Raw genomic sequence first — 26959 nt, 5'->3', positions numbered from 1 at the left:
CCTTCCTCGCCGCTCTCAACGCCCGATGACGGCTGGAGCGCCGCCCTCGTCCGTGCCCCAGACGTCCTCGTCCTCCTCCAGCCACGCCGCCCGTTCGCGGTCGGAGCTCTGGGTCTGCGGCTGGCCGCCGCCCATGCCGCCGCCCATCGGCGGGGCGAAGGGCATGCCACCGGCGGTGGACATCCCGCCGCCGCGCGCGGCGACGATCTCCTCTTCCTGGTAGCTCGAACCGGACGGCCGGGAGCCGCCGAGGCGCCGCACGATCGGCTGGGTGGGGTCGTCGTACACCCCGCGGACCCGCTCGGTGTCGCCGGAACCGGCGCCGCCGCTCATGGACCCGTTCATCCGGGTGCCGGGGGGCAGCATCGGCATGCCGCCACCGGACGAGCTGCCGTCCGCACCATATCCGTTGCCGGACGGCGTGCTGTTGTACGGGGTGGAGTCGTACAGGTCGTCCTCATAGCCGCCGCCGTACAGGCCGTCGTACGAGGAAGAGCTCGACGGCGAGTGGAGGTTGGAGGAGCTGCCGAGGTTGCTCGGCAGGGTCTCGCCCGACTCGATCGGGGTGGTGGTCGTGGTCCCGTCGGGCTGGCGGTTGGTGATCAGCCCCTGCTCCGGGTCGATCCGGGTGCTGCTGCCGTCGGGGAACTCGGTGTTGAGGGTCCCGTCCCGCTCCAGGGTCGTGATGCTGCCGTCGCTGTTGGTGATCGAGTCACCGGGGCGCAGCGTGTCGAAGTCCGTCGAACCGTCCGGCAGGACCGTGGAGATGTCGCCGCCCGGCACATCGATCGTCCGTGAGGTGCCGTCCGGGTACTCCAGGGTGACCGTGCGGTCGGGGTTGAGGGTCGTGGTGCCGCTGGTGCGGTCGAGCGAGGGGCTCTGGCCGCCGTAGTCGTCGGGCAGGTCGGAGGGCAGGTCCGGGCTTTCGTACCGCCCGGGGCTCCCGCCGCCGAGCTCCCGGGTCTGGCGCTCGTAGCGCTTCTCCGCATCGGCCTGGCGCTGTTCCTGTTCGCGCTCCAGCTTCTCCTGTTTGGCCTCGGCCTCCTTCTGTTTCTGCTCCTGCTTCGCCTCCTGCTCCGCCTGCTTGGCTTCCTGCTCCGCCTGTTTGGCCTCGGCCTTGGCCTCCTGCTCGGCCTGCTTGGCTTCGGCTTCCTTCTCCTTCTGCTCCTGCTTGGCCTCCTGCTCCTTCTGCTTGGCTTCGTATTCGCTCTCGGTCTGAATGCGCTTCTGTTCCTGCTCCTCCTGTCTGGCTTCCGCCTCCTTCTCCTTTTCGGCCTGCTTGGCCTCCTGCTCGGCCTGCTTGGCCTCGGCCTCCTTCTCCTTCTGCTCCTGTTTCGCTTCCTGCTCGGCCTGCTTCTCTTCCGCCTTGCGCTCCTGCTCGGCCTGCTTCTCCTCCTGCTCCTTTTCCTTCTCGGCCTGCTTGGCCTCCTGTTCCGCCTGCTTCTTCTCCTGCTCCTTCTTCTGCTGCTCGCGTTCCGTGCGTGCCAATGTCGTAGCAGCTTGCTGTTGTGCCTCTTGCTCCTTGTACCGCTCCTCCTGCTTCCGTTCCTGCTCGGCCTGCTTGGCCTCGGCCTCCTTCTCCTTCTGTTCCTGCTTGGCCTCCTGCTCCGCCTGCTTCTCCTCGGCCTTGCGCTCCTGCTCGGCCTGCTTCTCCTCCTGCTCCTTTTCCTTCTCGGCCTGCTTGGCCTCCTGTTCGGCCTGCTTGGCCTCGGCTTCCTTCTCCTTCTGCTCCTGCTTCCTCTCCTGCTCCCGCTGCTTCTCCTCCTGCTCCTTCTCCTTCTGCTCCTGCTTCCTCTCCTGCTCCTTCTCCTTCTCTTCCGCCTTGCGCTCAGCCTCGGCCTGCTTCCTCTCCCACTCCTTCTCCTTCTCCTCGGCCTTGCGCTCGGCCTCCTCCTGCTTCTTCTTCCACTCCTCTTCTTTCCTCTTGTTCTCCTCCTCTTTCCTCTTGTTCTCCTCCTCGATCCGCTTCCTCTCCCTCTCGGCGTCCGCCTTCTCCTTCGCCGCCTGGTCCTTGGCGAACTCCTGGCTCAGGCTGGTGGTCTCCGTGTCGATCTTCTTGGGCAGGTCCTGGTCGTTCACGGAGTTCTGAATGGCGAGGATGGCTGCCTTGCCCGCCTCCCCGAGCACGTCCACGACGGACTGCTGCCACTTCTTGATGGCCTCTTCGCCGATCTTCTTCCAGGTCTCCTTGTCCTCGAGCTGGCCGTAGGTCGGGTGGTCGCCGTGGAAGCCGTCCAGCTTCACCGCGTGGTACGAGTCGTAGGAATCGTATCCGTAGTCCTCGTAGTAACGGACCTTGGTGATGTTGTTCTTCCAGATCCACTCGGAGACATCCAGCAGGATGTCGTGCAGCCAGCGCAGCGGATTTCCGGTGAGCAGCTGCCAGGTGTTCCATTTGTTGTACAGCGAATAGGAGGCGTTGTGGATGTCCTGCCGGTATTTGCGGAGCTCATTGCCGTACTTGGATCCGTTGCCCTGGAGGGGAATCTGCTCGTTGTACGACTTGTAGTTGCGCGCCATCCCGTGGACCATGTCCCGGAAGACCCCGGCGGCCATTCCCTTCCATGACGCCTCCTCCTTGCCGAGGTCGAACTCCCAGTCCCGGAGGTCGTCGTACCGATTCTTGAAGAAGCGCGCGGCCCGGTCGAGGGCTTCGGCCGACCTGTTCAAGGAATCCAGGTCCACCGCGTCCTTCTCGTTGACCCTGAGGCCATACCAGTCGAATCCGGTGGTCTTGCCGTTGTTGATCAGCGACACCAGCGCCATGCCGCCGCCGTAGCTGTAGTGCGACAGGCCGACGTTGCTCCAGGTCGTGTCCTTCGACTGGCCCTCGAAGTCCTTGCCCAGCCCGCTCTTGAACTCGCCGCCCACGACCACTCCGCCGGCCGGGGGGTCGTCCGTGCCGTTGGTGCCGAGCAGGGTGATGCGGGCCTGTTTCATCACGACCTTGGTGCCCGGGGCCGCCCCGCTGATGGGGCCGTGTTTCCCGGAGTAGAACGGGATCACGAAGTCGGTGTTGTTGATGCGCCAGCCGGAGTTCTCGGTACGCCACGACATGTCGTTGACCGCTTCGACGATCGCGTTGGAGGGCTCGCCGTTGTAGTCGGAGAACTCCAGCCGCATCAGCGGGATGTCGTTGTTCCCGAGGAGGCTGTCGAAGAGGTCCGCCCTGGCGGGCAGGACGACGCCCGTCAGCACCCGAACAGCCCTGGCCCACCAGTCGTTGTCGGAGTGGGCGACGGGGACTTTCTTGGACATGGCGCGGGACCTCCGGCGGGCCGGTCAGCGGGGTGGGGGGCGGGCGGGAACGGGGGCGGCGGGACGCTCAGCGGCTAGTCGTCATCGTCGCCGCCACCCTTGCCACCGGCCAGGTCGTCGTCCACGTCCTCGAAGATGTCCAGGAACTCCTGGCCGTCGATGGTGGTCAGATTGCCGCTCTGGGTGGAGAACAGCGTGGAGATGGTGGTCTCCAGGTTGTCCTCGATGTCCCCGAAGAGCTTGGCCTGCTCCTTGTAGATCTCGACGAGGTTCTCCGCCATCGTGGCGAGGCTCTTGTTGAGCTTCGCCACCTGCCCGTCGACTTCGCCCTCCTGGAGCATCCAGCCGAGCGACAGCGGCTTCCCGGCCTGGTAGGAGTCGAAGTCCTCGATGCTGATGTCTTCTTTGCCGATCAGCGAGCCCATCGAGGGACCGAACGTGGGGTCGTCCTCGGTGATCTTGCGGATCTCGTCCTTGAAGGGCAGCACGCGATTGTCGAGGAAACTCTGGAGACCGGCCTTGTCCAAGGTCAGCTTGGTCGTCTTCTCGTTCGGATCCTTGGTGTCCACTCCGGGTCCTTCCCGCTGGGGGTGTGATGGGCGAGCCGGCCGCGGGGGCCGGCCCCGCCGGCGGGCGTCAGCGGCCGATCTTCACCGAGTCCCACATCTGCGTCAGCGACTGCTCGCTGTACTGGTAGTTCTCGGAGACCGAGGTCAGCAGGGCGGAGTGCTTCGTCAGCAGGTCCTCCATCCCCTTGACCGCGTTGTCCCAGGCCTGCTGCTTCTGGGTGTAGACGTCCTTGTCGTCACCGATCCAGGTGTTCTTGAGCTCGTTGAGCTCCATCTCCAGGTTCTCGAGCGTGGTCGCGATGGCCTTCGTCTGCGTGATCATGTCGTCGGCCGCGTTGCTCATGTGCGAGTAGTCGACGTAGATGTAGCCGTCGGTGAAGTCGCTCATTGCCTGTCCTCGTCTCGCCTAGGGTCCGAAGGTTGGTGGGGAAACCGGCGGTCGGATCAGCCGGTCAGGGTGTCGAAGACCGCGTCCGACTGCGAGTAGGCCTGGTTGATGGCCTCGTTCGAGGACCCCTGCTGCTTGCCCTGCTCGACGAGGGTCTGGTTGAGCGTCTCGATCATGTCCTGGACGTTGGTGAGGATGACATCGGCCTTCTCCTCCCATGACGTGACGAGGTCCCGGAAGGCGCCACCGTCACTGCCCTTGTAGTGGGTCATGAGGTTGTTCTTGGTGGACTCGACGTCCTGGCGGCACTTCATGACTCCGCTGAAGGCCATCTCCAGGGCCTGGATGCCGTTCCGTGTCGCGGATTCCTCTGACTGCTGCATGCCGTTGGCAGACATACGCGCCCCTCTCCTCGATCGGCTTCAGGAGGGCGATGCTACGAGGCTCCGTTTGTCTTCTCGTTCGTCTGACTTGTCGTCAGATTGTTTTTCGCTTGTTCGCCCTTGCCGGGGAAACGGCAGCGCGGCGCCGTCACGTTGACCTGGCCGTTCTGCGCCGCCTGCGGATACAGGTCGGGGCCGGAGGGGAGCATCGACAGCATCAGCGAGGGCATCTCCTGCGGGCCCTCGCCCTCGTAGCCGAGCGCCTTGACCGCGTCCTGGTTCGCCAGCCGGTGCTTCACGCCCGAGTCGGTGACCAGGTAGACCGTGCTGCCGACCCGGCCCCCGCCGGCGCCCAGCGCCCGTACGAGAACGCCGCGGCCCGGCGGCACGGTGATCCGGTCCACGGGCAGACACGCGGGGGCCGCGGCCGCGCCCGCGGAGTGCTGGGCCACCGGGCCGAGGTCCGGCTCCTCGACCAGCGTGACCCCGACCCGGGTGCCCTTGCCCTGCGGCGCTACCCGGACGCACGGGGTCTGCTCATCAGACACGGTGACCGCCTTCGGCGGCGAACTCGGGGCCTGGCCGGGGCCCTTGTTCAGCGAGCCCTCCGGCGCGAGATTGCCCTGAAGCGCCTGGGAGGTCACCGGCGAGGCGACCGGAGCCTGGCCCCCGTATGCCTTGGCGCGGGTCTGCGGATCGCCAAGCACCAGCGCCAGCTCGGTCGCGGTGAGCGGCGCGAGGCCCTCCTTCCGCAGCAGGTAGTAGCGGCTGTCGGAGCCCGGGACGTCCAGCGCGAACGCCTGCCCGACCCGGGTGGAGCGGCCGCCCAGCCGCGGCCCGAGGTCGCCGAGCCCGGGGGTCTCCGGCGGTGCGAGGTCGGGGCCCGCGGGCAGCGCGCTCAGAAACCCGGCCGACACCGGCACCGGCTTGGTGGTGGCGTAGCCGAGCGCCTCGGCCGCGCCCGAGTCGCGGTCCAGCCGCAGCCTGCTGCCCTGCCACAGCAGGTAGCGGTTGCGGTCCGGGCCCAGTACAAGCACCCCCTCGCCCTTGCCGAGCGCGTCGCCCGGCGTCTCGGCGCCGACCGCGAGCGTGGTGCCGACCTTGCCGTCGTTCTCCGCCGACGGTGCCGAACACACCTGCCACGGGTCGTCGGACAGGTCACCCGCCTTGGGCAGCGAGTCCGGGGCGCCCTCGATACCGATGGGCGTGCCGAGCGGGGTCCCCTTGAGGGACTTGGAGCCCACCGTGGTGGTCTCCAGGTCGGAGCCGGCGAGCAGCAGCGCCGAGGCGTAGTTGCGCACCGGGCGCAGCCGTCCGTCGAGGTACAGGTAGCGGGCGCCGGTCTGCTTGTCGACGATCAGATTTCCGGCCGAGCGCCAGGAGTCCTTCTGGCCGGGCGAGATGAGGCCGAGGACGAAGGCCCCGGCGCACAGCAGCACGGTGATGATCACGCCGATGGCGACGCCGCGGTTGGTGCGGCCCTGGGGGCTCTCGGGCGCGTCCGGGTCGGAGCGCAGCATGCTGGAGGTCAGCCGGCCCATGAGGAACATATGGGCCTGGACCTGGTCGCGTTTGGTCTGCATGGAGAACTCGTCCTTGGGCGGTCTTGGGCGTTATCCGTTGAGGGAGCGGAGGGCGCCGTAGACGCCGAGCACCCACAGCGACAGGGGCAACATGGCGATCGCCATGGCGGAGTGCAGCAGTTCGGCCGCCCGCCCCCAGTACGGGACCAGCCGCCGCCCCGGCACCGTCCAGGAGGCGATGGCGATGGCGGCGGCGACCGCGAGCAACCCGCCGACCAGCAGGAGCTTGCCGGACGAGCTGTACGAGGTGGCCGCCTCGTAGATCAGCAGGGCGCCGCCCCACAGCGCGGGGACGACCAGCGACAGGCGCTGAAGGGTGTTGCCGAGGCCGCGGCTGTGCAGCAGGAGCAGCACCGACAGGGCGGCCATGGTGAGGATTTCGGGGAGATCCTCGGCGCGCGCGAGGCCCAGCATGCAGCCGGCGCAGATCGCCCCGGCCGCGGCGTACAGGCCGGTCATCCAGCCGTCGGCGATGACGGTGCGGGCGGCCACGGCGGACGGCGAGTGGGGTTCGATGCCCTCCTGGAGCTGCTGGGCGTTGGTGGGCAGCGGGGGCATGCGCAGCCCGGAGAGCCGGAACGACATCGAGGGCACGAACGCCCCGAAGAGCACGGCGGCCAGGGAGACAAGACCGGCGGCGTGGGCGGCCGACAGATCGGCGGTCATCATCAGGACGGCCGCGAGGACGCCCGCGGCGGCGACCGCCACGGCGGCCACGAAGAGCGCGGCGAAGGCGACGACCAGGGCGACGGCCAGCATGGCGCCGCCCGCCGCCGCGGCGCTCGCGGCGAGCAGCCGGGAGCCGAGCACCTCGTACGGGTGCGGTCCGCCGAGGTCGCCGCCGGGCAGCAGCCATCCGGCGAGGGCGCAGTACGGCACGGCGGCGAAGCCGAGCGCCGCGCCCGCCTCGGCGTCGCCGACCGCGCGGCTGGCCGAGGCGGCGCCGCCGAGCAGCAGCGCCGCGGCGGCGGCCGCGGCCAGGGCGCGCAGTTCGGCGGGCGGGCCGGGTATCGCGAGGACGGCGAGCCCGGCGGCGAGGGTGAGGATCAGCGTGCCGAGGAGCAGCCGGCGGCTGATGGTCGCCGTCCAGCCGAAGGGGCGGTCGGCCATGGTGGTGGCGATGCCGTCGACCAGGTCGTCCAGCCGGACCTCGGGCAGGACGTCGGTGCGCGGGCTGAGGTAGAGCGTCTCGCCGTCGAGCACACCGAGGGATTCGAGGCTGCTGTCCTCGGCGAGCGGTTCGCCACCGAGCCGCTGGAGCACCCAGCCCCCGTGTTCCAGACCCTGTTCGGCGAGGTCGTCACCCGCGTACCGCACCAGCGTGGGCAGCAGATCGACGACGGGGACATCGGCCGGGACCGCGAGGTCGATGGAGGTGGCGGGGGCGCGCACGGTGACGCGGCAGAGCCCTGCCGTTGCGCTGTCAGTCATGAGAGTACTCACGCTTCTTCGGGAGACGTGTTCGGGACACGGGGTAAGTCTCCGTGGGGGGTGTGGGGCGTTGGACGTGTGCGCAGGGAGGCTGCACACTACTTGCTGAACCGCCTGCTTCGGTCACGGCCGTCGAAGTGAACCGTGGAATCGGATCGTAGACTCTTCTTCACCGGCCCGGGATTCCTGCCCCCGGCTCGGGTTCACCGCTCCTGCCGTCCGCCGCGGCTGCCCTGATGGCCGGGCCCTGCCTGCCCCGGCCGCGCGTGTCACCGTCCGTTCAACGGTTGTTTTCAGCCCATTGGCAGCATCCCGGCAGCACCCCCGGCCCCGAAGGAGACCACCCGCTTGAGTACCGTCCTGTTCCGCAGGCCCGCGCGTCGGCGCGGCCCGGACATGCCCGAAGGGGAACTGAGCCTCCAGGAGCCGCCCTCGCTCCCGGAAGTGACGCCCGACAGCTCGGCGGTGTGGAACTACCTGCCGATGGCGCTGATGTCGGTGTCCATGATGCTGATGTACATGCGGCCGGGCGGCTCCAAGAGCGGCGCGTTCATCTATCTGGCCCTCGGGATGATGGTGGTCTCCGCGGTCGCCATGATCCTGGGCCAGGTCGTGCGCCGCAACAGCGAGCGCAAGCAGCGGCTCAAGGGCGAGCGGCGGGACTATCTGCGCTATCTGCGGCAGACCCGGAAGAAGGTCCGGGCCGCCGTGGTGGAGCAGCAGCGCGCCCTCCTGTGGCGTCATCCGGAGCCGACCGCGCTGTGGTCGCTGGTGGGCACCACCCGGCTGTGGGAACGGCGCCCGGGCGACCCGGACTTCGGGGAGATACGGGTCGCGGTGGGCGACCAGAAGCTGGGGCTGCGGCTCTCGCCGCTGTCCACCAAGCCGGTGGAGGACCTGGAACCGCTCACCGCGCACGCGCTGCGCAGCTTCATCCGCGCGTACTCCACCGTCCCCGGCCAGCCCATCGCGGTGTATCTGCGGACGTGGGCGCGGGTGCTGTTCCGGGGCGATCCGGCCCGGATCCGGGAGCTGACCCGGGCGATGCTCGCCCAACTGGCCACGCTGCACTCCCCCGAGGACCTGTGGATCACGGTGGTCACGGCGGACGAGCAGCGCGCCGAGTGGGACTGGGTGAAGTGGCTGCCGCACAATCGGCACGCGCAGGAGAGCGACGGCGCCGGCTCCGTACGGATGGTCGTGGCCTCGGTGAACGAGCTGGACGACCTGCTCGGCGGGGAGTTCCAGGAGCGGCCGCCGTTCGACCCGGACGCGATGGCGGGGCGCGAGGAGCCGTACACGGTGATCGTGCTGGACGGTGTCGCGCCGCCCGGCGGACACCGCATGGAGGGGCCCGGCCACCGCAACGCGGTGGTGCTCGACATCACCGGCGAGCTGCCCTGGCGGCCGGGGCGCGCCACGCTGCGGTTCCAGGTGTCCGACGAGACCATGAATCTGGTGCGCACGGACCGCGACCGCAAGGAGCAGTCCACCCCGCTCGGCCGGCCCGACCGGCTGAGCACGACCGTCGCCGCGTCGCTGGCGAAGCATCTGGCCCCGTACCGGATGGGCCTGGCCACGGAGTCGGCCGAGCCGCTGGCCGCCGATGTGGAGCTGACCTCGCTGCTCGGCATCCCGGACCTGTACCGCCATGAGCCGCCCACGCTGTGGGAGCGCCGTACCGGATCCGCCCGGCTGCGGGTGCCGATCGCGGTGGGCTCGGACGGGGTGCCGGTGGAGCTGGACATCAAGGAGTCGGCGCAGGGCGGCACCGGGCCGCACGGCATGCTGATCGGCGCGACCGGCTCGGGCAAGAGCGAGCTGCTGCGCACCCTGGTGCTGGGGCTGGCGCTGACCAACTCCTCCGAGACGCTCAACTTCGTGCTGGTCGACTTCAAGGGTGGCGCGACCTTCCTGGGTCTTGACGAGCTGCCGCACACCTCCGCCGTGATCACGAACCTCGCGGACGAGGTGGCGCTGGTCTCCCGGATGCAGGACGCGCTGCACGGCGAGTTGATGCGCCGTCAGGAGTTGCTGCGGGCGGCGGGCAACTACACCTCGGCCCTGGAGTACGAGAAGGCGCGGGCGGACGGCACGCCGCTGACGCCGCTGCCGAGCCTGTTCGTGGTGGTCGACGAGTTCAGCGAACTGCTCTCCGCGCACCGCGATTTCATGGAGCTGTTCGTGATGATCGGCCGCCTCGGCCGCAGCCTCGGGGTGCATCTGCTGCTCGCCTCGCAGCGCCTGGACGAGGGCCGGATGCACCAGCTGGAGAGCCATCTGTCCTACCGCATCGGCCTGCGCACGTTCTCGGCGATGGAGAGCCGGGGCGTGCTGGGCGTGCCGGACGCGTACGAGCTGCCGCCGACTCCCGGCAGCGGCTTCATCAAGACGGGCGTCGAGGCGCTGACCCGCTTCCGCGCGGCCTATGTCTCGGGCCCGTACCGGCGGCGCAGCGGCTCGGCTCACCAGGCGCGGGTGGCCAGCCAGGTGGTGCCGTGGACGGCGGGCTGGGTGGTGCCGCGGCAGCTGCCCGACCTTCCGGACGAGCCGGAGAAGCCGGACGAGAGCGAGGCCGGGGACGGCGACGCCCTGCTGTCGGTGGCCGTGGACCGGCTGCGGGACGCCGGGCCGCCCGCGCACCAGGTGTGGCTGCCGCCGCTGACCGACCCATCGCCGCTCGACGAGTTGCTGCCGCTGCTCGCACCGCACGCCGAGTACGGGCTGACCACCACGGATCTCACCAGGCGGGGGCGGCTGTCGGTGCCGGTCGGCGTCGTGGACCGGCCCTTCGACCAGCTCCGGGACGAGCTGCGGGTGGACCTGTCCGGGGCCGGTGGCCATGTCGCCGTCGCGGGCGGCCCGCAGAGCGGAAAGTCGACCCTCGTCCGTACGCTGATCACGTCTCTCGCGCTCACCCACACCCCGCGCGAAGTCCAGTTCTACTGCCTGGACTTCGGCGGCGGCACGCTCGCGGGTCTGGTGGGCCTGCCGCATGTCGGCGGGGTCGCGGCCCGGCTGGACCAGGAGCGGGTCGGCCGGGTGATCGCCGAGGTCTCCGCGGTGCTGGCGCACCGGGAGCGGTTCTTCCTGGACAACGGCATCGACTCGATGGCGACGCTGCGGCGCCGCCGGGCGGCCGGGGAGTTCCCAGGGGAGAAGCACGGTGATGTCTTCCTGGTCATCGACGGCTGGTCGACGGTCCGCCAGGAGTACGACCAGCACATCCCCACGTTCAACGCCATCGCCGGCCGGGGCCTCAACTACGGCGTCCACCTGATCGTCACCACCGCCCGCTGGGTCGAGCTGTCCTCGGCGGTCCGGGACCAGGCCGCGACCCGTCTGGAGCTGCGCATGGGCGACCCGATGGACTCGGGGATCGATGTGCGCAAGGCGGCGGGCGTGCCCCGGATCCCGGGGCGTGGCCTCACCCGCGAGTCCAAGCTGCACTATCTGGCGGCGCTGCCGCGCATCGACGGCGTGGCCGGGGCCGATGACCTCGCGGACGGCGTGGCCGGGCTGGTGGCGGCGGTGCGCGAGCACTGGTCGGGCCCGCCCGCTCCCCCGGTGCGGATGCTGCCGACGAAGCTCCCGGCGGCCGAACTGCCGCCCGCCGAGGGTGATCTGCGGGTGCCGCTCGGTCTGGAGGAGGACCGGATGGGCACCGTCTGGCATGACTTCAGCGCCAATCCGCACATGATCGTGGTCGGCGACACGGAGAGCGGCAAGACCAACCTGCTGCGGCTCACGGCGCAGGCGATCATGGCCCGGTACTCCCCCGCCGAGGCCCGGATCATGGTCGTGGACTACCGCCGCGAGCTGGTGGAGGCGGTGCCCGACGAGTACCGGCTGGGTCACGCCGTCTCGCTGGACGCCCTCAAGGAGCTGGTCGGTGGCGCGGCGCGGGCCGTGAAGACCCGGATGCCGGGCCCGGACATCGCCCCGTCCCGGATGCGGCAGTGCGACTGGTGGACCGGGCCGCGGCTGTTCGTCCTGGTCGACGACTACGACATGGTGGGCGGCGGCGGACCGCTGAACCAGCCCTTCGAGGGGCTGACGAACTTCCTCGCGCTGGGCTACGAGGTCGGTCTGCACATGATCGTGGCCCGCGCGGCGGCGGGCGCCGGCCGGGGCCTCAACGACCCGCTGATGCGAAGGCTCCAGGAGGTCAACACCCCCGGAATCCTGCTGTCCTGCCCGCCGACCGAGGGCTATCTCTTCGGCAACGTCAAGGGGCGCATCCTGCCGCCCGGACGGGGGCTGCGGATCGCCCGGCGCAAGAGTGTGCAGATCCAGACGGCCCTGATGGGCCCGGAGGATTCATGACACCGGGCGGCGATCGTGGTGCCGGCGTACGGAGCGCGCTCCGTACGCCGGCACCGCCGTGCCGTGACCCGCTCGCGTGGAGTCCGGTCCTACCCGGCCGGGCGCCAGCCGCGGGCCTTGCCGCGGGGGACGATGAACGCGGCGGCGGCCACCAGCAGGACGACGGCCGCGGCTCCGCCCGCGATCAGCAGGGCCCGTACCCGCGGCGACTTGGGGGCGGCGGGCGGGACATGGGCGGCGGCGGCCTTCGGCTCGGCCCGGGTGCCGTCGCCGAGGACCGCGGTCAGCCCGGCGTAGGTGTCCAGGCGCGGGGCCTCGCCGGGGTAGGCGGCCTCGGTCAGCCGCCGGGAGACCTCGGCGGCGGACAGGTCGGGGTGGTAGGAGCGGATGAGCGCCGCCGCCCCCGCGACATGCGCGGCCGCCAGCGACGACCCCGAACCGATGTAGTGGCCATTTCCCTTGGGCCCGATGCCGACCACCGCGTCGCCGGGGGCGGCCAGGTCCGGGGCGAGGGGGGCCGCCGCCTTCTCCGGGCGGCCGCCGCTCGGCCCGTAGTCCACCACCGACAGCACCTGCGGGACCTGGGCGGGCCAGTAGGCGCGGGCTCGCGGATCGGGGCGCCCGTCGGCGCCCTCGGGGGCGATGTCCGGCGCGGCCGGGGCGATGACCAGCACGTCCTTGGTGGTGGCGTAGGCGACCGCCTGGGTCAACTGGCTTCTGCCCACGGCCAGGGCCTGCCCGGTGTAGATGATGTCCGCGCCCTCGTCCACGGCGGTCCTGATGCCGTCCGCGACCTGCTGGGCGGTGGTGTTGCCACGCGCGTCGGTGGCCCTGACGGCCAGGATGCGGGCCCGTGGCGCGACGCCGACGACCGCGCCCTTGCCGCTGGGGGCCCCGGCGATGAGGCCCGCGGCGAAACTTCCGTGCCCCACGCAGTCGACGCCCGCGTCGCCCGCCTGGGTCACCCGGCCGGAGAGCGCGGGAAGGTCGTCGCCCACGCCCGTGTCCACGACGGCCACGGTCACATCGGCGCCCTTGGACAGCTGCCACGCCCGGGAGAGCTGCAACGCCTGCCATGTCCAGGGCTGCTGCTCGGCGGCCTTGAGCGACGCGGTGGCACAGCTCTCGTCGGGGGCGACGCGGGAGCGGAGCGCGGGCAGGCTGACCGGGTCGTCCTGGTCGGCCTGTGCGGGCGTGGACATCATCAGCGCGGGGAGAGCGGCTGCCGCCGCGAGTGTCACAGAGGCGCGGCGGTAACGATCGCTTCGCATGCCACGCATGATAGGGGAAGCCCGGCCGCCAACACGGTTCGGTCCGGGCACAGTTCACTGCACCATGAATTCAGGAGGTCCGAGCGTGTCACGGCAGGTACTGACGGTCTGCCCGGAACAACCGGAGAGTTTCCGGACGATCGGTGAGGCGCTGGCCACGGCACGCACCGGTGCGGTGATCCATGTCCGGCCCGGCCGTTACGCCGAGAACCTCACCGTCAAGACCCGGGTCACGCTCGTCGCCGAGGGCGAGCCCGGCAGCGTGGAGATCTGCCCGCGCCGCGGCACCGCGCTGACGCTGGTCGCGGACGCGGTGATGCTCACCGATCTGACGCTGCGCGGCGGCAGTGAGGACGTGGCGGTGGTGGACGCGCCGCGCGGGCAGGTGGCCATGGACGGCTGCACGGTGATCGGTTCCGGCTGGACGGCGGTGCTGGCCCGGCAGAGCGGCTCGCTCGCCATGCGGGGCTGCCGGGTCACCAACCGCGAGGGCGCCGCGATCGTGGACACCTCCGAGGTGGCGAGCGTCATCGAGGACTGTGTGCTGGAGAACCTCGGCACCTCCGGCGTCGTGTTCAGCGAGAGCGCCCGCTCGACGGTGCGCGGCTGCCGTATCCGCGACGCCCGCGGCAACGGCATCCTCGCCAACGGCGAGTCGCAGGGCTCCATCGAGTCCTGCGACATCACCGCCACCGACAAGCCCGCCATCGCGCTGGAGGGCAACAGCACCACGTACGTGTCCCGCTGCACCGTCCGTGACACGGCGGTGGGCGTCTATCTCACCAGCGGGTCCCGCCCCATCGTCGAGGACGTCACGGTCTCCGGCACCACCGGCCCCGCCATCGCCCTGTCCGCGGGCGCCGACCCGCTGCTGCGCCGGTGCCGGACACTGCGCACCAAGGGCGCCGGGGTGGTCGTCTCCGAGCGGTCCCGAGGCACCTTCGAGGACTGCGAGTTCACCTCGGTCACCGGCCCGGCGATCCGGGTGACGGGTTCCAGCTCGCCGTCGTTCACGCGCACCACCGTGCGGGACTGTGCCGACGCCGAGGCGGCCGTGCTGCTCACCGAGGAGTCGACCGCCGAGTTCGACCGGCTGGAGGTGATGGACGCGGTCGGCAGCGCGGTCGCCATCCGCTCGCACGCCAACCCGCTGCTGCGCGGCGCCCGGATCACCGCACCCGGCAAGTACGGCTTCGAGGTGGGCGACGACGGGCGCGGACGCCTGGAGTCCTGCACCGTGGAGCGGGCGGGCGGCGGCGGGATACGCGTCGCCGACGGCGGCAACACCCGGATCGACGACTGTGTGCTGCGCTCGTCCTCGGAGACCGGTGTCTCGGTGGGCCGCGACGCCGTCGCGGCCGTGCTCGACTGCCAGATCGACACCTGCGGCGCCTCGGGCGTGGCCGTCGAGGAGGGCGGGGAGCTGACCCTGACCCGGGCGCGGATCACCGGGGCCGGGGCACACGGTGTGCTCCTCGCCGCGGGCTCCCGCGCCGAGCTGCACAGCTGCGAGATCAACGGCAGCGTGGGCGACGGCATCCGGATCGACAGCTCCGAGCCGGTCAGCGTCACCAACTGCACCGTGCGCGACAACCGGGGCGCCGGGCTGACCCAGACCCGGGTGAGCGAGCGCCTGGAGGTGCTGGAGCTGACCAGCGCCGACAACTCCACTCCGGATGTCTGGGGCGCCGAGGTGGCCGCGAACACCACCGCGCGCGCCGCGGGGAAGGACTCCGGCGGCGGCGAGCCCAGGGAGCCGCTGGACGAGCTTGAGGCCCTGATCGGCCTGGAGGGCGTCAAACACCAGGTGCGCACGCTGGTCAATCTCAACCAGCTCTCCCAGCGGCGCCAGCGGCTGGGCATGCCGGTGCCGTCCATGAGCCGCCACCTGGTGTTCGCGGGCCCGCCCGGCACCGGCAAGACCACCGTGGCCCGGCTCTACGGCTCCATCCTCGCCCAGCTGGGCGTGTTGCCGTCCGGCCATCTGGTCGAGGTGTCCCGCGCGGATCTGGTCGCCCAGGTCATCGGCGGCACGGCCATCAAGACCACGGAGGCGTTCAACGAGGCCCTCGGCGGTGTGCTGTTCATCGACGAGGCCTACACCCTCACCCCCGAGGGCGCCAGCTCCAACGACTTCGGGCGCGAGGCCGTGGACACCCTGCTGAAGCTGATGGAGGACCACCGGGAGGACGTCGTGGTCATCGCCGCCGGCTACTCGGCGGAGATGTCCTCCTTCCTGGAGTCGAACCCGGGCCTGGCCTCGCGCTTCACCCGCACCATCGAGTTCACCAACTACTCCGTCACGGACCTGGTGACCATCACCGCGAGCATGTGCGCCTCCCACCAGTACGAACTGGGCCCCGGCACCACCGAGGCGCTGGCCGTGCACTACGAACGGATGCCGCGCGACGCCACCTTCGGCAACGGCCGGGCCGCCCGCCGGGTGTTCGAGGAGATGGTGGACCGCCAGGCCTTCCGCCTCGCCACCATGGCCGAACCCGCCGAGCGGGACCTCACCCTGCTGCTCCCCGAGGACATCAGCGACGAGAGCGACGTCGAGCAGAACACCGGCGAGGACCGGGAGGCGATGCTCGCCCGGCTGGAGGCCATGGTCGGCCTCACCGCCGTCAAGCGCGAGGTCACCGATCTCGTCTCGCTGCTCACCACGGCCAAACAGCGCGAGGCCGCCGGGCTCCCCGCCCCGAAGATCAGCCAGCACCTGGTGTTCTCCGGGCCGCCCGGCACCGGCAAGACCACCATCGCCCGCCTCTACGCCCAGCTGCTGCACTCTCTCGGCGTCCTGCCCCGCGGCCAGCTCGTCGAGGTCGCGCGCGCCGACCTCGTCGGACGCTATGTCGGCCACACCGCGCAGCTCACCAAGGAGGTGTTCGAGAGCGCGATGGGCGGTGTGCTGTTCATCGACGAGGCCTACACCCTCACCCCCGAGGGCAACTCCAGCGACTTCGGCCGCGAGGCCGTGGACACCCTCCTGAAACTGATGGAGGACCACCGGGACCAGGTCGTCGTCATCGTCGCCGGCTACACCGGCGAAATGCGGCGCTTCCTCGACTCCAACCCCGGTCTGGCCTCGCGCTTCTCCCGCTTCGTCGAATTCGAGAACTACTCCACCGACGAGCTGCTCACCATCCTGGAACGGACCGCCGAGGAATCCGGCTACGCCTGCCCGGCGACGACGCTGGACGCGCTCCGCACCCATATCGAGGCGATCCCCCGGGACCGCTCCTTCGGCAACGCCCGCCTGGCCCGGCAACTGCTCGAGACAATGATCACGCACCAGGCCCGGCGGCTCACCGCCATCCGCACACCGAGCGTGGACGACCTGCGGGCGCTGCTGCCGGAGGATCTGCCGGCCGCCGGGCTGGGCGTGTCCAGGTGACGTAGTGCCAGGTCGGGTGACCTGGTGCCAGGTCGAGTGGCCTGGTGCCAGATCCCGGAGGTCAGGGGCGCGGTCCCACGGTCGTGGCGCCGTCGCGGACGGTGATCGCCTGCGCGGGGCAGGAGTCCGCCGCGTCCAGCACCCGCTCCTCCTCCGGGACCTCGTCGCTCAGCGGCTCGGCGTGCTCCGCGCCGAGGGCGAACAGATCGGGAGCGATTCCGGCACACATGCCGGAGGCCATGCACCGGCCCCCGTCGATCTCCGCCTTCCAGGTCATGCCGGCTCACCACCCGACCGGCATGACGCGCGGCCCACGCACCAGCATCTGGTTCTTCCACTCCACGTCCCCGGCCAGGCGCAGCCCCGGGAAGCGGGTGACCAGGGCGCCGAGCGCCTCCTGGAGCTCCAGCCGGGCCAGGGGCGCACCGAGGCAGTGGTGCACACCGTGGCCGAAGCCGAGGTGCTGGGTGGCGGGGCGGGCCACGTTCAGCGTGCCGGGCTCGTCGAAGCGCAGCGCGTCGCGGTTGGCGGAGCCGACGGCGACGAGGACGGGCTCTCCGGAGCGCACGAGGGTGCCGCCGACCTCGATGTCCTCGGTCGCGTAGCGGGGCTGGGAGGCGCCCACGCCCAGGGGTACGAAGCGCAGCAGCTCCTCGATCGCGCCGTTCAGCAGGGCGGGTTCCTCACGCAGGCGGCGCAGCTCGTCGGGGTGGTCGAGGAGCGTCAGCACGAAGTTGGGGATCTGCGAGGCGGTGGTCTCGTGTCCGGCCACCAGGATGCCGACGCACAGGTCGACGAGTTCGAGCTCGGACAGCCGGTCGCCGGCGTCCCGGGCCTCGATCAGCGAGGTCATGAGGTCGTCCTGCGGCGCGGCGCGGTGGTGTTCGATCAGTCCGGCCATGTAGGCGCGCAGTTCGTCGCGGTTGCGCTCGAACTCCTCGGCGCTCAGCGAGCTGGTGGACAGCGCGGCGTCGCTCCAGACCCGGAACTTGGGCCGGTCCTCCTCCGGCACTCCGAGCAGCCGGCAGATGACCCCGACCGGGATCGGCAGGGCGTAGCGGTCGACCAGGTCGGCGGGTGGCCCGGCGGCCTCCAGTTCGTCGAGGAGTTCCTGGGTCAGCCGCCGCACCGACGGCCGGAGCTTCTCCACCTGGTGGACGGTGAAGGCCTTGGCGACCAGGGTGCGCAGCCGGGTGTGGTCGGGCGGGTCCATGGTCAGGATGCCGCTGTTGCGCCGGCCCTCGGACTGCCGGGGCTCGTCGTGGTGGAGCGCCGCCGCGCGGCTGAAGCGCCGGTCCCCGAGCACCAGCCGGGCGTCGGCGTACCGGGTGACGAGCCAGGCGGGCTCGCCGTACGCCATGCGCACGCGCAGTAATCCCGCGCGTCCCCTGGCCTCTTGGTACGCCTGGCTGAGCCCCAGACTCTCGGAGGTGTTGAAGGGATAGGTGATCTCCGTCGGATCTACGGTCGTCTCCGCTGTGGTCATGGTGACCTCCCTCGCGTAAGCACGTGCTTACAAACGTAGGAGCCCCTCCTTGGTACGGTCAACGGCCCGATTGCGCCGTTGATCCGACGGTCCGGCGGGGGGACCGCGGAAGGTGCGACGAGAGGAGTGTCGCGATGGGAACGACCACGTCAGCGGGGCGGCGGCGGGACGCACAGGACACCCGGCGGCGGTTGCTCGAGGCCGCGTCCGCGCTGTTCGCCGAGCGGGGCTACGAGCGGGCCACGGTCCGTGAGATCGCGGATCGCGCCGGGGTCAACCAGGCACTGCTGTTCCGGTATTTCGGCTCGAAACGAGCGCTGTTCGGCGAGGTGGTGGCGCGCAACGGGGAGGCTCAGGTGCGCAACACCCCACCCGGCGAGCTGCTCGAGGCCGCCCTGCGCGGGCTGCTGGGCCACCGCGGCAAGGAGCCGGCCAACCGCGCGCTGGCGACCCTGCTGCGGTCGGTGGGCAGCGGTGACGAGATCGGTACGGCCGTGCGTGCCACCAGCGACGACTACGCGCGGGTGCTGGCGTCCCTGAGCAGCGCCGAGAACCGTGCGCTGCGGGCGGACCTGGCGCTGTCCTGGATGCTCGGGATCGGCATGATGCGGGTGGTCGTCGGCAAGGAGCCGCTGGCCGACGCCGACCCGGACGAGGTGTGCGCGCTGGTCATGGTCGCACTCGGCGCGCTGCTCGACGGTCTGCCCGGGATATCGTCTCAGGGTTCGGCGAACACCGAATCATCGGCCCTTTAGCGTCGGTGCCATGCGAATCACGCGAGAGGACACCGCATGACGCCGGGGGACATGGTCGCCGTCTTCGCGGCCGGCATCAGTGCGGGCGCCATCAACACCGTCGTCGGCTCGGGGACCCTGATCACCTTCCCGGTCCTGCTGGCGACGGGCCTGCCGCCCGTGACCGCCACGGTGTCCAACGCGCTCGGCCTGATCCCCGGCTCAGTCAGCGGCGCCATCGGTTACCGGAGCGAGCTGAGCGGCCAGGCCCGGCGGGTGCTGAAGCTCGGCGTCGGCGCCGTGCTGGGCAGCTTCGCCGGCGCCACGCTCCTGCTGGCCCTGCCCGCGACGGCGTTCGAGACGGTCGTGCCCGTCCTCGTCGGCCTCGCGCTCGTCCTGGTCGCGCTCCAGCCCGTGATCGGCGAGCGGGTGCGCCGCCGCCGCGAGCGGACCGGCCGCCCCGCCCACCGCGACGGCGGCCCGCTGCTGTTCACCGGGCTGACGCTCGCCAGCGTCTACGGCGGCTACTTCGCCGCCGCGCAAGGCATCATCTACATGTCCCTGATGGGCATGCTGCTCGATGAGCCCCTCCAGCGCCTCAACGCCGTCAAGAACGTCCTCGCCGCCATCGTCAACACGGTCGCCGCGCTCTTCTTTCTCTTCGTCGCGGATTTCGACTGGACGGCCGTGGGGCTGATCGCGGTCGGCTCGGCGCTCGGCGGCCAGATCGGCGCCAAGGCGGGCCGCCGGCTGCGCCCCGTCGTCCTGCGGAGCCTCATCGTCACGATAGGCACCGTCTCCATCGTCCAGATGCTGCTCAACTGACCCGGTGGCGGCCGCCACCGCCGGTGCGGTTCACAGTGCGGTACGGCGGCGGGCGAGCACCACGCCGCCCCCGGCGAGCGCGGCAACCGCGACGACGGCGCTGAAGACGGTGGTCCCGGCCGACAGCCCGACCGCGTCGCTGAGGTAGCCGGCCGCGACCGGCAGCAGCCCGGCGGGGAGGTAGCCGCCGACGTTCAGCGCCGCGTTGGCCTCGGCCAGCCGGGCGGCCGGGACATGGGCGCCGATCAGCGTGAGGCCGCCCAGCTGCCCCATCCCCTGGCCCGCACCGGCCAGGACGGCCGCGAGGGCCAGCAGCGGGGTGGCCGACAGCTGGACGGCCAGCGCCAGCGCGCCCATGGCCAGGGCGGTCGACGCGGCCCCGGCCGCCAGGATGGCGCCCACCTTCAGCCGCCGCACGGCGAACTGGACGGCCGTCGCGGCCGTGAACATCACAAAGGCGGTGGCTCCGGCGACGACGCGGCTGGAGGTGCCGAGCAGATCCGCCAGGAGCGAGGGGCCGAGCGACAGGACGAAGGAGGTGGAGGTGATGCCGGGGGCGAACACCACCACGCCCAGCAGGAGGTGGCCGCGGTTGGGGCGGGGCACGGACGGCACCCGGACCCAGGCACCCGGTCGGCGCGAGCCCCGGGCGGGACCCGCGGCGCGGCGCAGCGGCATGCGCAGCACGACCACCACCGCCAGGGCCAGGAGCACGATCTCCACCAGGAACACGGTGACCGTGGGGCCGGGCAGGGTCTCCGAGAGGATGCCGGCCAGCAGCGGGCCGAGCCCCGCCCCCAGGACCATCGCGGTGGAGGCGAGCAGCGCGGCGAGCCGCTTGCGGTCAGGCCCCGCCACGTCGGCGACGGCGGCCATGCCCGCCGAGACGATGGAGCCGACCGCGACGCCGCTCAGCAGCCGGGCGATGGCCAGCGCGGCGATCGAGCCGGCGGTCGCGAACAGCACACTGGCCACGACCGCCAGGGCGAGGGCCGGCAGCAGCACCGGCTTGCGGCCGACCCGGTCCGACACCACCCCGGCCACCAGCAGGGCCGCCAGCAGCCCCACGATGTAGCAGGCGAAGACGACGGTCAGCATCCCGGAGGAGAAGCCGAGCTCGTCGCGCCACAGGACGTACAGCGGGGTGGCCGTGTTGGACAGGATGAACACGGCGGTCACCGGCCATGCCGCGAGCCAGACCTCGCGGCGCGGCGGGGGCGTCGTGGGCTTCGTAGGTGTCGCGGGTGTCGTCGCCGGGGTCTCGGCGTGCCGGGCGCTCCCCATGGGTCCCCTCCAAGCCGCACAGCATGCTGTACGAGAAAACTCGAACCACTAGTACGGCCAGAGTCGAACATAAACTCCTGTACGATGCAACTCGTACTGATGGTTGTGTTGTCTTCCCCGAGGTGACGCGGATGTCGCAGAGCGCCACGGCCGACAGGTTCGCCGGCCCCTACCCCGCCCCCGCCGGCCTGCCGGAGCCCCTGCCCGAGCCCGCCCGCGAGGAGCTGCGTCTCGAGGTGGTGATGGCGGCGCTGAGCGACCCGCTGCGCATGGGCGTGGTCCGCACCCTGCTGCTGGAGTCGGAGGCGTTCGACCACCCGTGTGGCTGGTTCGGCATCGACCGCCCGAAGTCGTCGCTCACCCACCACTTCCGCGCCCTGCGCGACGCGGGGCTGATCCGGCAGCGCCAGTACGGCCTAGAGCGCCGCAGCCATGTGCGCGTCGACGACCTGGAGGCGCGCTTCCCCGGGCTGCTCGCCCTGATCGCGGACTGGACGCCGCCCGGCAGCTGAGCGCCGCGGCTCAGCGCGCGGCAAGGGCCTCCACCGTGGCCACGGTGCGGTCGACGACCGTGTCGTAGAGGCGGCGTTGAGCCTCCGGCAGATGGGACAGCAGCGGCTCCACGGCCTCCCGCTCCTCCCGGGGCCGCTGCGCCGCGGCCTCCCGCAGGGCGGTCAGCTTCTGCTCGGCGGGGCGCCGGTGGCTCTCGTACACGGCGTGGCCGAGAACGGTGGAGCAGACGAGGGTGACGGCCAGGGCGAGGTCTTCCTCGCTCAGCCGGAGCGGGCGCAGCACCCCGGTGAGGGTGACCAGCGCGGGTACCCACGCGGGCTGTTGGGTCGCGGCCATGTAGGACAGCAGCTGCCGGTAGGGCAGCAGGCGGTCGCGGCTGGTGTGCATCCAGGCGCGCAGCTGGTCCTGCCAGGTGTCGCCTGGCGGGTCGGTGTGCTCCGCGTCCGCGATGATCCGGTCGGCGACGGCCTGGAGCAGGTCGTCGCGGTCGGGGAAGTAGCGGTAGAGGGCCATGGGGGCGGAGTCCACGGCCTCGGCGACCCGCTTGATCGTCAGCACGACCCCCGGCTCACGCGCCGCCAGTTCCGCTGCGGCGCGCACGATCTGATCGCGCGACAGACGCGGCGGACGCCCCCTTCCCCTGCGGGCCGTCCCGTCCGCCTGCTGCGCCATCCGGTGGTTCCCCTCTCCCGTCCGCCCCCGCCCGCCGACGCGGGCACCGGAGGTCAAGGCTACGCAGGTGACCGGAGCCCCTCGTACAGCGCCCGCGCGGCACCCCGCCGCACGGCACCGGAGCCCCGGGAAGATTTGACGTACGCGTTACACAAAACTGTGCGACACTTGCCGCCGCCCCTGCTGAGGGGCCGTCATACAGCAGCGGCGACACGGTGTTTCCCGTGGCGCCGGCATCCCGGAGGACACCCGTGGCCCAAGCGCCCCATACGGCCGAGACGACGGCGGACACCCACGCACCCCGCTCCGGACCGGTGGTCGCGGTGCTCGCCTTCGGCGGGATCGTGGTCGCCCTGATGCAGACGCTGGTGGTCCCGCTCATCCCGGACCTCCCGGAGCTGCTGCACTCCTCGGCCTCGGACGCCTCGTGGGCGATCACCGCCACCCTGCTCGCGGGCGCGGTGGCCACCCCCGTGCTCGGGCGGCTCGGGGACATGTACGGCAAGCGGCGGATGCTGCTGATCAGCCTGGGGCTGCTGGTGGCCGGGTCGGTGGTGTGCGGGCTCAGCGACTCGCTGGCGCCCATGATCGTCGGCCGTACGCTCCAGGGCTTCTCCTCGGGCGTCATCCCGCTCGGCATCAGCATCATGCGGGACGAGCTGCCGGCCGAGCGGCTCGGCTCGGCCATGGCGCTGATGAGTTCGTCGCTGGGGGTCGGCGGCGCGCTCGGGCTGCCCGGCGCCGCGGCCCTGGCCGAACACGCCGACTGGCATGTGCTGTTCTGGGTGTCGGCGGCCGCGGGTGTGCTGGTGATCGCGCTGGTGCTGGCGGTGGTGCCCGAGTCCCCGGTCCGCGGCGGCGGCAGATTCGACCTGGTGGGGGCCGTCGGGCTGTCGGCCGGTCTGCTGTGTCTGCTGCTGGCGATCTCCAAGGGGGCCGACTGGGGCTGGACCAGCGCCGTCACCGACGGGCTGTTCAGCGCGGCGGCGGTGATCCTGCTGCTGTGGGGGCGGTGGGAGCTGCGGGTCGGGCAGCCGCTGGTGGATCTGCGCACCACGGCGCGCCGCCAGGTGCTGCTGACCAACCTCGCCTCGATCGTCATCGGCTTCGCGATGTACGGGATGTCGCTGGCGCTGCCGCAGCTGCTCCAGCTGCCCGAGGCCACCGGCTATGGCCTGGGCCAGTCGATGATGACGGCGGGGCTGTGCCTGGGCCCCTCCGGGCTGGTGATGATGGCCGTGTCGCCGGTCTCGGCGCGGATCACCGCCACGTGGGGGCCGAAGTTCTCGCTGCTGATCGGCTCGGCGGTGATCGCCGTCGGATATCTGCTGGCCATCGCGCTCATGTCCGAGGTCTGGCAGATCGTCCTGGTGTCCTGTGTCATCGGCGCCGGGATCGGCTTCGCGTACGCCTCCATGCCGGCGCTGATCATGTCGGCGGTGCCGGTGTCCGAGACGGGCGCGGCCAACGGCCTCAACACCCTGATGCGGGCCATCGGCACCTCGACCTCCAGCGCGGTGGTCGGCGTCGTCCTCGCCCATATGACCACCCGCGTGGGCCCGTTGGCGGTGCCCTCCGAGAACGGCTTCCGCACCGCCTTCGCCATGGGCGCCGGCGGTGCGCTGCTGGCGCTGGCGATCGCCACGATGGTGCCGGGGAAGGGCGCGGGCCGGCCCGCCGTCGTGGGCGCGACGCACTCCGGTAGCCGGGACGTAGCATCCCGTTAACGGTTGACGCTTCTCTGTCAACTGTTCGAGCGGGCCCCGGAGGGCGGTTTTAGGATGCAGCATTCACTGCCGTGACCGAGACCGCCCGAGGGCCGCCCATGACCAAAGTCCTGAATCTCGACGCTCCACCCGGGATCACCGCGCTCAAACGTGCCAAGAGAAGGCGCCCAGGACTGTTGGTGGCCAATGCGGTGATTCTACTGCTGGCCGCCATGGCGGTGTCGACGATTCTCACCAATCCCCGCTTCGAATGGGGAACAGTCGGCAAGTACTTCTTTGAGATCCGCATCATCAAAGGAATCGGCGTCAGTCTCGGCATGACGGCCGTGACCATGCTGCTCTCGCTGGTCCTGGGTACCGTGGTCGCGTTGATGAGAATGGGTTCCTCGCGATTGATGGCCACAGTCGCGGCCGCCTTCATCTGGGTATTCCGTTCCATTCCCATGCTGGTGCAGCTGCTTTTCTGGTACAACTTGGCGGCGCTCTTTCCCACCCTGTCACTCGGGATCCCGTGGGGCCCGCGGTTCGTCACCTTCGACTCGAACTCGCTTCTGGGGCCACTGACCGCCGCGGTCATCGGGCTGACGCTGCACGAGACCGCGTACATCGCGGAGTTGATCCGCTCGGGGCTGCTGGCGGTCCCCGATGGGCAGCGACAGGCGGCCGCCACCCTCGGACTGACGCCGGGTCAAACCTTCTTCCGCATCACGCTTCCGCAAGCGCTGCGCGTCATCGTGCCGCCGCTGGGAAATGAACTGATATCGCTCCTCAAGGCCACCTCACTGGTCAGCGTGATATCGCTCGCCGATCTCCTCTATTCGGTCCAGCTCATTTACGCGAAGAACTTCCAGACGGTTCCCCTGCTGATCGTGGCGGCCATCTGGTACATGATCATCACCGGCCTCATCACCCTCCTCCAGCAGCGACTGGAGCGTCGCCTCTCGCGACACACTCTGATACCGGCCGAGCGGGCCGGAAAGGTCAAGGGGAGCGAGCACTCGCTATGAGCGTGACATCGGAAGAAAGCACGCAGGCGATTGTCTCCCTGCACGGAATCCGCAAGTCGTTCCGGGGCACCGAGGTGCTTCACGGGATTTCCCTGGAGATACACCGGGGCGAGACGGTATGCCTCATCGGCCCGTCCGGGTCGGGCAAGAGCACCCTGCTGCGCTGCATCAACCACCTCGAGGTCCCCGACGACGGCCTGGTGACGGTCGACGGCAGTGTCATCGGCTACCGGCTCAGCGGCGACACCCTGTTCGAGCTGGGCAAACGCGAGCTGGCAGCACAGCGGGCGAGCATGGGCATGGTGTTCCAGAACTTCAACCTCTTCCCCCACCTGACCGCCCGCGAGAACATCGTCCACGCCCCGCGCCATGTCCTCGGGCTCTCCCCGGCCGAGGCCGACGCCCGGGCCGAGCAGCTCATGACCCGCGTGGGTCTCGCGCACAAGCTCGACGCCTACCCGGACAAGCTCTCCGGCGGCCAGCAGCAGCGCGTGGCCATCGCCCGTGCCCTGGCGATGCGGCCCAAGGTGATGCTCTTCGACGAGCCGACCTCCGCGCTGGACCCGGAGATGGTCCAGGAGGTGCTGAGTGTCATCAAAGACCTCGCCCGCGAGGGCATGACGCTGGTCGTCGTCACCCATGAGATGCGCTTCGCCGCCGACGTCGCCGACCGCGTCGTCTTCATGGACGACGGTCGCGTCGTCGAGGAAGGCCCGCCCGAGCGGCTCCTGAAGGCCCCGGCCCACGACCGCACCCGTACGTTCCTGTCGAAAGTCAGCGCATGAGCAACAGCCCCCGCCCCCTCCCCCGCAAGACCCGCGCCCGCCTCGACCTGTGGCGCTCCTACCGGTCCTACCAGTACCTGGAGGCCGGCCGGGACTTCCGGGCCTTCGACCTCGTGCCCGCCCTCGGACGCGTCGCGGACAGCGGGCCCGTCTGGAGCGAGAGCGTGGAGACGCGCGCCCGGGCCTTCGAGGAAGAACACCTGGTGATCTCCGCCCACGACCATCTGTCGCTGCGCCCCGCGGACCCCTCCGACTTCGCCGCGTACCGCCGCCAGGGCCGGGAGTCGATCCCGTACGAAGGGATCGCGCACTCGGGCGTGGACCTGTTCTTCGACGGCGGGCCCGCCGCCGTCAGCATGATCCGCTCCCACACCTCCTGGGACTGGGACGACGCGGTGAGCGACCTGGCCATGCGCCGGGCCGACATCGCCCACCAGCAGCTCGTCGCCGTCGTGACGACCCTGGAGGAGGCACGGCGGGCACGGGCCGAGGACCGGGTCGGCGTGGTGCTGACCCTGGAGTCCGCCAGCCCCATCGGCAACGACATCGACCGGCTCGATCTCCTCCACGGCCTCGGGGTCAGGCTGCTGGGCCTGGTGTACAGCGAGAGCAACCAGCTCGGCTCCGGCCTCGCCGACACCGGCGACGCGGGGCTGACCGCGCTCGGCCGGCGCGCCCTGCGCAGGATGAACGACCTCGGCATCATCGTCGACGTGTCGCACACCGGGGACGCGACGGCCCTGGACGCGGCGCGCCGCTCGTCCGCGCCCGTGGTCATCACCCACGCCGGGTCCCGGGCGCTGTGGCCGACGGCGCGGATGAAGCCGGACGAGGTGATCCGGGCCTGCGCCGACACCGGAGGGTTCATCGGCGTCGAGGCGGCGCCGCACACCACCATCACGGCCCGGCATCCCCGACACTGCCTGGACTCGGTGATGGAGCACGTGGAGCGCTGCGTGGAGCTGGTGGGCATCGACCACGTGGCCTTCGGGCCCGACACCAACTTCGGCGATCACACGGCCTGGCACCGGACCTTCGCCCCGCTCTTCGGCAAGGACGACAAGGACGCCTCCGCATCCTCCGGGCTGCCGGCGCACGAGAGCGTCGAATACGTGCACGGCTGCGAGAACCCGGCGGAGGCGGTCGGCAACATGATCCGCTGGCTGTTCGACCACGGCTACTCCGAGGAAGACATCGCCAAGCTCGCCGGCGGCAATGTGCGGCGCGTGGCCGCCGCGGTATGGGGCTCGTGAGCGCCCCCCACACCCGCCCCTCCCCGTCCCCCCTGTTCCTCCGCTGTTCTCCTCTTCCCCTCGCCCT

The 26959-nt window shown here is 70.9% G+C and carries 20 protein-coding genes; 9 read left to right on the top strand and 11 right to left on the bottom strand.

What is annotated here, in order from left to right; genetic code table 11:
- Positions 1–15: 15 nt before the first annotated feature.
- The 6 genes from ACH4S9_RS20485 to eccD all read right to left on the bottom strand — a co-directional run bounded on the left by ACH4S9_RS20485 (position 16) and on the right by eccD (position 7612).
- Entirely contained in the window at positions 16–3258 is a 3243-nt protein-coding gene (locus ACH4S9_RS20485) for an AAWKG family protein (protein ID WP_398373473.1), read from the bottom strand.
- 74 nt (positions 3259–3332) lie between these two features.
- Entirely contained in the window at positions 3333–3827 is a 495-nt protein-coding gene (locus ACH4S9_RS20480; RefSeq protein ID WP_311725524.1) for a type VII secretion system-associated protein, read from the bottom strand.
- A 67-nt stretch (positions 3828–3894) separates the two neighbouring features.
- On the bottom strand, positions 3895–4215 hold the full coding sequence (locus tag ACH4S9_RS20475) for a WXG100 family type VII secretion target (protein ID WP_311725523.1): 321 nt from the start codon (positions 4213–4215) through the stop codon (positions 3895–3897).
- 56 nt (positions 4216–4271) lie between these two features.
- Positions 4272–4613, bottom strand: a complete 342-nt coding sequence (locus ACH4S9_RS20470) for a hypothetical protein (RefSeq protein ID WP_311725522.1) — start codon at positions 4611–4613, stop codon at positions 4272–4274.
- Between the two features lie 38 nt (positions 4614–4651).
- Positions 4652–6181: a type VII secretion protein EccB gene (eccB, locus tag ACH4S9_RS20465; protein WP_398373470.1), complete on the bottom strand. Its 1530-nt coding sequence runs from the start codon at positions 6179–6181 to the stop codon at positions 4652–4654.
- 30 nt (positions 6182–6211) lie between these two features.
- A complete protein-coding gene (gene eccD / locus ACH4S9_RS20460) occupies positions 6212–7612 on the bottom strand; it encodes a type VII secretion integral membrane protein EccD (RefSeq protein ID WP_311725520.1) in 1401 nt (466 codons plus the stop codon).
- Between the two features lie 348 nt (positions 7613–7960).
- Between eccD and eccCa the strand changes: the two genes are divergently transcribed.
- Positions 7961–11938 (top strand): type VII secretion protein EccCa, encoded by a 3978-nt coding sequence (gene eccCa, locus ACH4S9_RS20455; RefSeq protein WP_398373467.1) that lies wholly within the window; start codon positions 7961–7963, stop codon positions 11936–11938.
- A gap of 89 nt (positions 11939–12027) precedes the next feature.
- Here the strand turns inward: eccCa and ACH4S9_RS20450 are convergent, their stop codons facing one another.
- Entirely contained in the window at positions 12028–13209 is a 1182-nt protein-coding gene (locus tag ACH4S9_RS20450; RefSeq protein WP_358847290.1) for a S8 family serine peptidase, read from the bottom strand.
- An 85-nt stretch (positions 13210–13294) separates the two neighbouring features.
- Between ACH4S9_RS20450 and ACH4S9_RS20445 the strand changes: the two genes are divergently transcribed.
- Positions 13295–16606 (top strand): right-handed parallel beta-helix repeat-containing protein, encoded by a 3312-nt coding sequence (locus tag ACH4S9_RS20445; RefSeq protein ID WP_398373465.1) that lies wholly within the window; start codon positions 13295–13297, stop codon positions 16604–16606.
- A gap of 61 nt (positions 16607–16667) precedes the next feature.
- On the opposite strand, the gene ACH4S9_RS20440 is transcribed toward ACH4S9_RS20445, so the two are convergent.
- Both ACH4S9_RS20440 and ACH4S9_RS20435 read right to left on the bottom strand, forming a co-directional pair.
- Positions 16668–16883 carry a ferredoxin gene (locus tag ACH4S9_RS20440; protein WP_311725516.1) on the bottom strand — a complete coding sequence of 72 codons (216 nt, stop codon included), beginning with the start codon at positions 16881–16883 and terminating at the stop codon, positions 16668–16670.
- 6 nt (positions 16884–16889) lie between these two features.
- On the bottom strand, positions 16890–18092 hold the full coding sequence (locus ACH4S9_RS20435) for a cytochrome P450 (RefSeq protein WP_398373463.1): 1203 nt from the start codon (positions 18090–18092) through the stop codon (positions 16890–16892).
- A gap of 134 nt (positions 18093–18226) precedes the next feature.
- On the opposite strand from ACH4S9_RS20435, the gene ACH4S9_RS20430 reads away from it, so the two are divergent.
- Together ACH4S9_RS20430 and ACH4S9_RS20425 are read left to right on the top strand one after the other, a co-directional pair.
- A complete protein-coding gene (locus ACH4S9_RS20430) occupies positions 18227–18847 on the top strand; it encodes a TetR family transcriptional regulator (RefSeq protein ID WP_358847287.1) in 621 nt (206 codons plus the stop codon).
- Between the two features lie 36 nt (positions 18848–18883).
- Positions 18884–19651 (top strand): sulfite exporter TauE/SafE family protein, encoded by a 768-nt coding sequence (locus ACH4S9_RS20425; protein ID WP_311725512.1) that lies wholly within the window; start codon positions 18884–18886, stop codon positions 19649–19651.
- Between the two features lie 30 nt (positions 19652–19681).
- On the opposite strand, the gene ACH4S9_RS20420 is transcribed toward ACH4S9_RS20425, so the two are convergent.
- Complete coding sequence (locus ACH4S9_RS20420; RefSeq protein WP_398373460.1) at positions 19682–20935, bottom strand: MFS transporter; 1254 nt, start codon at positions 20933–20935, stop codon at positions 19682–19684.
- Between the two features lie 131 nt (positions 20936–21066).
- Between ACH4S9_RS20420 and ACH4S9_RS20415 the strand changes: the two genes are divergently transcribed.
- Positions 21067–21447 (top strand): ArsR family transcriptional regulator, encoded by a 381-nt coding sequence (locus tag ACH4S9_RS20415; protein WP_311725509.1) that lies wholly within the window; start codon positions 21067–21069, stop codon positions 21445–21447.
- 10 nt (positions 21448–21457) lie between these two features.
- Here ACH4S9_RS20415 and ACH4S9_RS20410 read toward each other — a convergent pair whose 3' ends face one another.
- A complete protein-coding gene (locus ACH4S9_RS20410) occupies positions 21458–22048 on the bottom strand; it encodes a TetR/AcrR family transcriptional regulator C-terminal domain-containing protein (protein WP_311725508.1) in 591 nt (196 codons plus the stop codon).
- Between the two features lie 323 nt (positions 22049–22371).
- Between ACH4S9_RS20410 and ACH4S9_RS20405 the strand changes: the two genes are divergently transcribed.
- The 4 genes from ACH4S9_RS20405 to ACH4S9_RS20390 all read left to right on the top strand — a co-directional run bounded on the left by ACH4S9_RS20405 (position 22372) and on the right by ACH4S9_RS20390 (position 26892).
- Positions 22372–23847: an MFS transporter gene (locus tag ACH4S9_RS20405; protein ID WP_398373457.1), complete on the top strand. Its 1476-nt coding sequence runs from the start codon at positions 22372–22374 to the stop codon at positions 23845–23847.
- A gap of 71 nt (positions 23848–23918) precedes the next feature.
- Entirely contained in the window at positions 23919–24854 is a 936-nt protein-coding gene (locus ACH4S9_RS20400) for an amino acid ABC transporter permease (RefSeq protein ID WP_311725506.1), read from the top strand.
- Positions 24851–25639, top strand: coding sequence for an amino acid ABC transporter ATP-binding protein (locus ACH4S9_RS20395; RefSeq protein ID WP_311725505.1), 789 nt, complete (start codon positions 24851–24853; stop codon positions 25637–25639). Before ACH4S9_RS20400 ends, ACH4S9_RS20395 begins: the two co-directional genes overlap by 4 nt.
- Positions 25636–26892, top strand: coding sequence for a membrane dipeptidase (locus ACH4S9_RS20390; RefSeq protein WP_361191903.1), 1257 nt, complete (start codon positions 25636–25638; stop codon positions 26890–26892). The genes ACH4S9_RS20395 and ACH4S9_RS20390 overlap by 4 nt, the downstream gene beginning before the upstream one ends.
- Positions 26893–26959: the final 67 nt, after the last annotated feature.

Origin of the sequence: Streptomyces sp. NPDC021225, from assembly GCF_044332865.1 — a bacterium.
Lineage (GTDB): Bacteria > Actinomycetota > Actinomycetes > Streptomycetales > Streptomycetaceae > Streptomyces.
Note: the sequence above shows the minus strand (reverse complement) of the source record. Positions and strands in the feature narration are given on the sequence as shown.

Coding starts and splice junctions, on each gene's coding strand:
- ACH4S9_RS20485 (WP_398373473.1), bottom strand. CDS start 3,258: ATGTCCAAGAAAGTCCCCGTCGCCCACTCCGACAACGACTGGTGGGCC.
- ACH4S9_RS20475 (WP_311725523.1), bottom strand. CDS start 4,215: ATGAGCGACTTCACCGACGGCTACATCTACGTCGACTACTCGCACATG.
- ACH4S9_RS20470 (WP_311725522.1), bottom strand. CDS start 4,613: ATGTCTGCCAACGGCATGCAGCAGTCAGAGGAATCCGCGACACGGAAC.
- eccB (WP_398373470.1), bottom strand. CDS start 6,181: ATGCAGACCAAACGCGACCAGGTCCAGGCCCATATGTTCCTCATGGGC.
- eccD (WP_311725520.1), bottom strand. CDS start 7,612: ATGACTGACAGCGCAACGGCAGGGCTCTGCCGCGTCACCGTGCGCGCC.
- ACH4S9_RS20450 (WP_358847290.1), bottom strand. CDS start 13,209: ATGCGAAGCGATCGTTACCGCCGCGCCTCTGTGACACTCGCGGCGGCA.
- ACH4S9_RS20440 (WP_311725516.1), bottom strand. CDS start 16,883: ATGACCTGGAAGGCGGAGATCGACGGGGGCCGGTGCATGGCCTCCGGC.
- ACH4S9_RS20435 (WP_398373463.1), bottom strand. CDS start 18,092: ATGACCACAGCGGAGACGACCGTAGATCCGACGGAGATCACCTATCCC.
- ACH4S9_RS20430 (WP_358847287.1), top strand. CDS start 18,227: ATGGGAACGACCACGTCAGCGGGGCGGCGGCGGGACGCACAGGACACC.
- ACH4S9_RS20425 (WP_311725512.1), top strand. CDS start 18,884: ATGACGCCGGGGGACATGGTCGCCGTCTTCGCGGCCGGCATCAGTGCG.
- ACH4S9_RS20420 (WP_398373460.1), bottom strand. CDS start 20,935: ATGGGGAGCGCCCGGCACGCCGAGACCCCGGCGACGACACCCGCGACA.
- ACH4S9_RS20415 (WP_311725509.1), top strand. CDS start 21,067: ATGTCGCAGAGCGCCACGGCCGACAGGTTCGCCGGCCCCTACCCCGCC.
- ACH4S9_RS20395 (WP_311725505.1), top strand. CDS start 24,851: ATGAGCGTGACATCGGAAGAAAGCACGCAGGCGATTGTCTCCCTGCAC.
- ACH4S9_RS20390 (WP_361191903.1), top strand. CDS start 25,636: ATGAGCAACAGCCCCCGCCCCCTCCCCCGCAAGACCCGCGCCCGCCTC.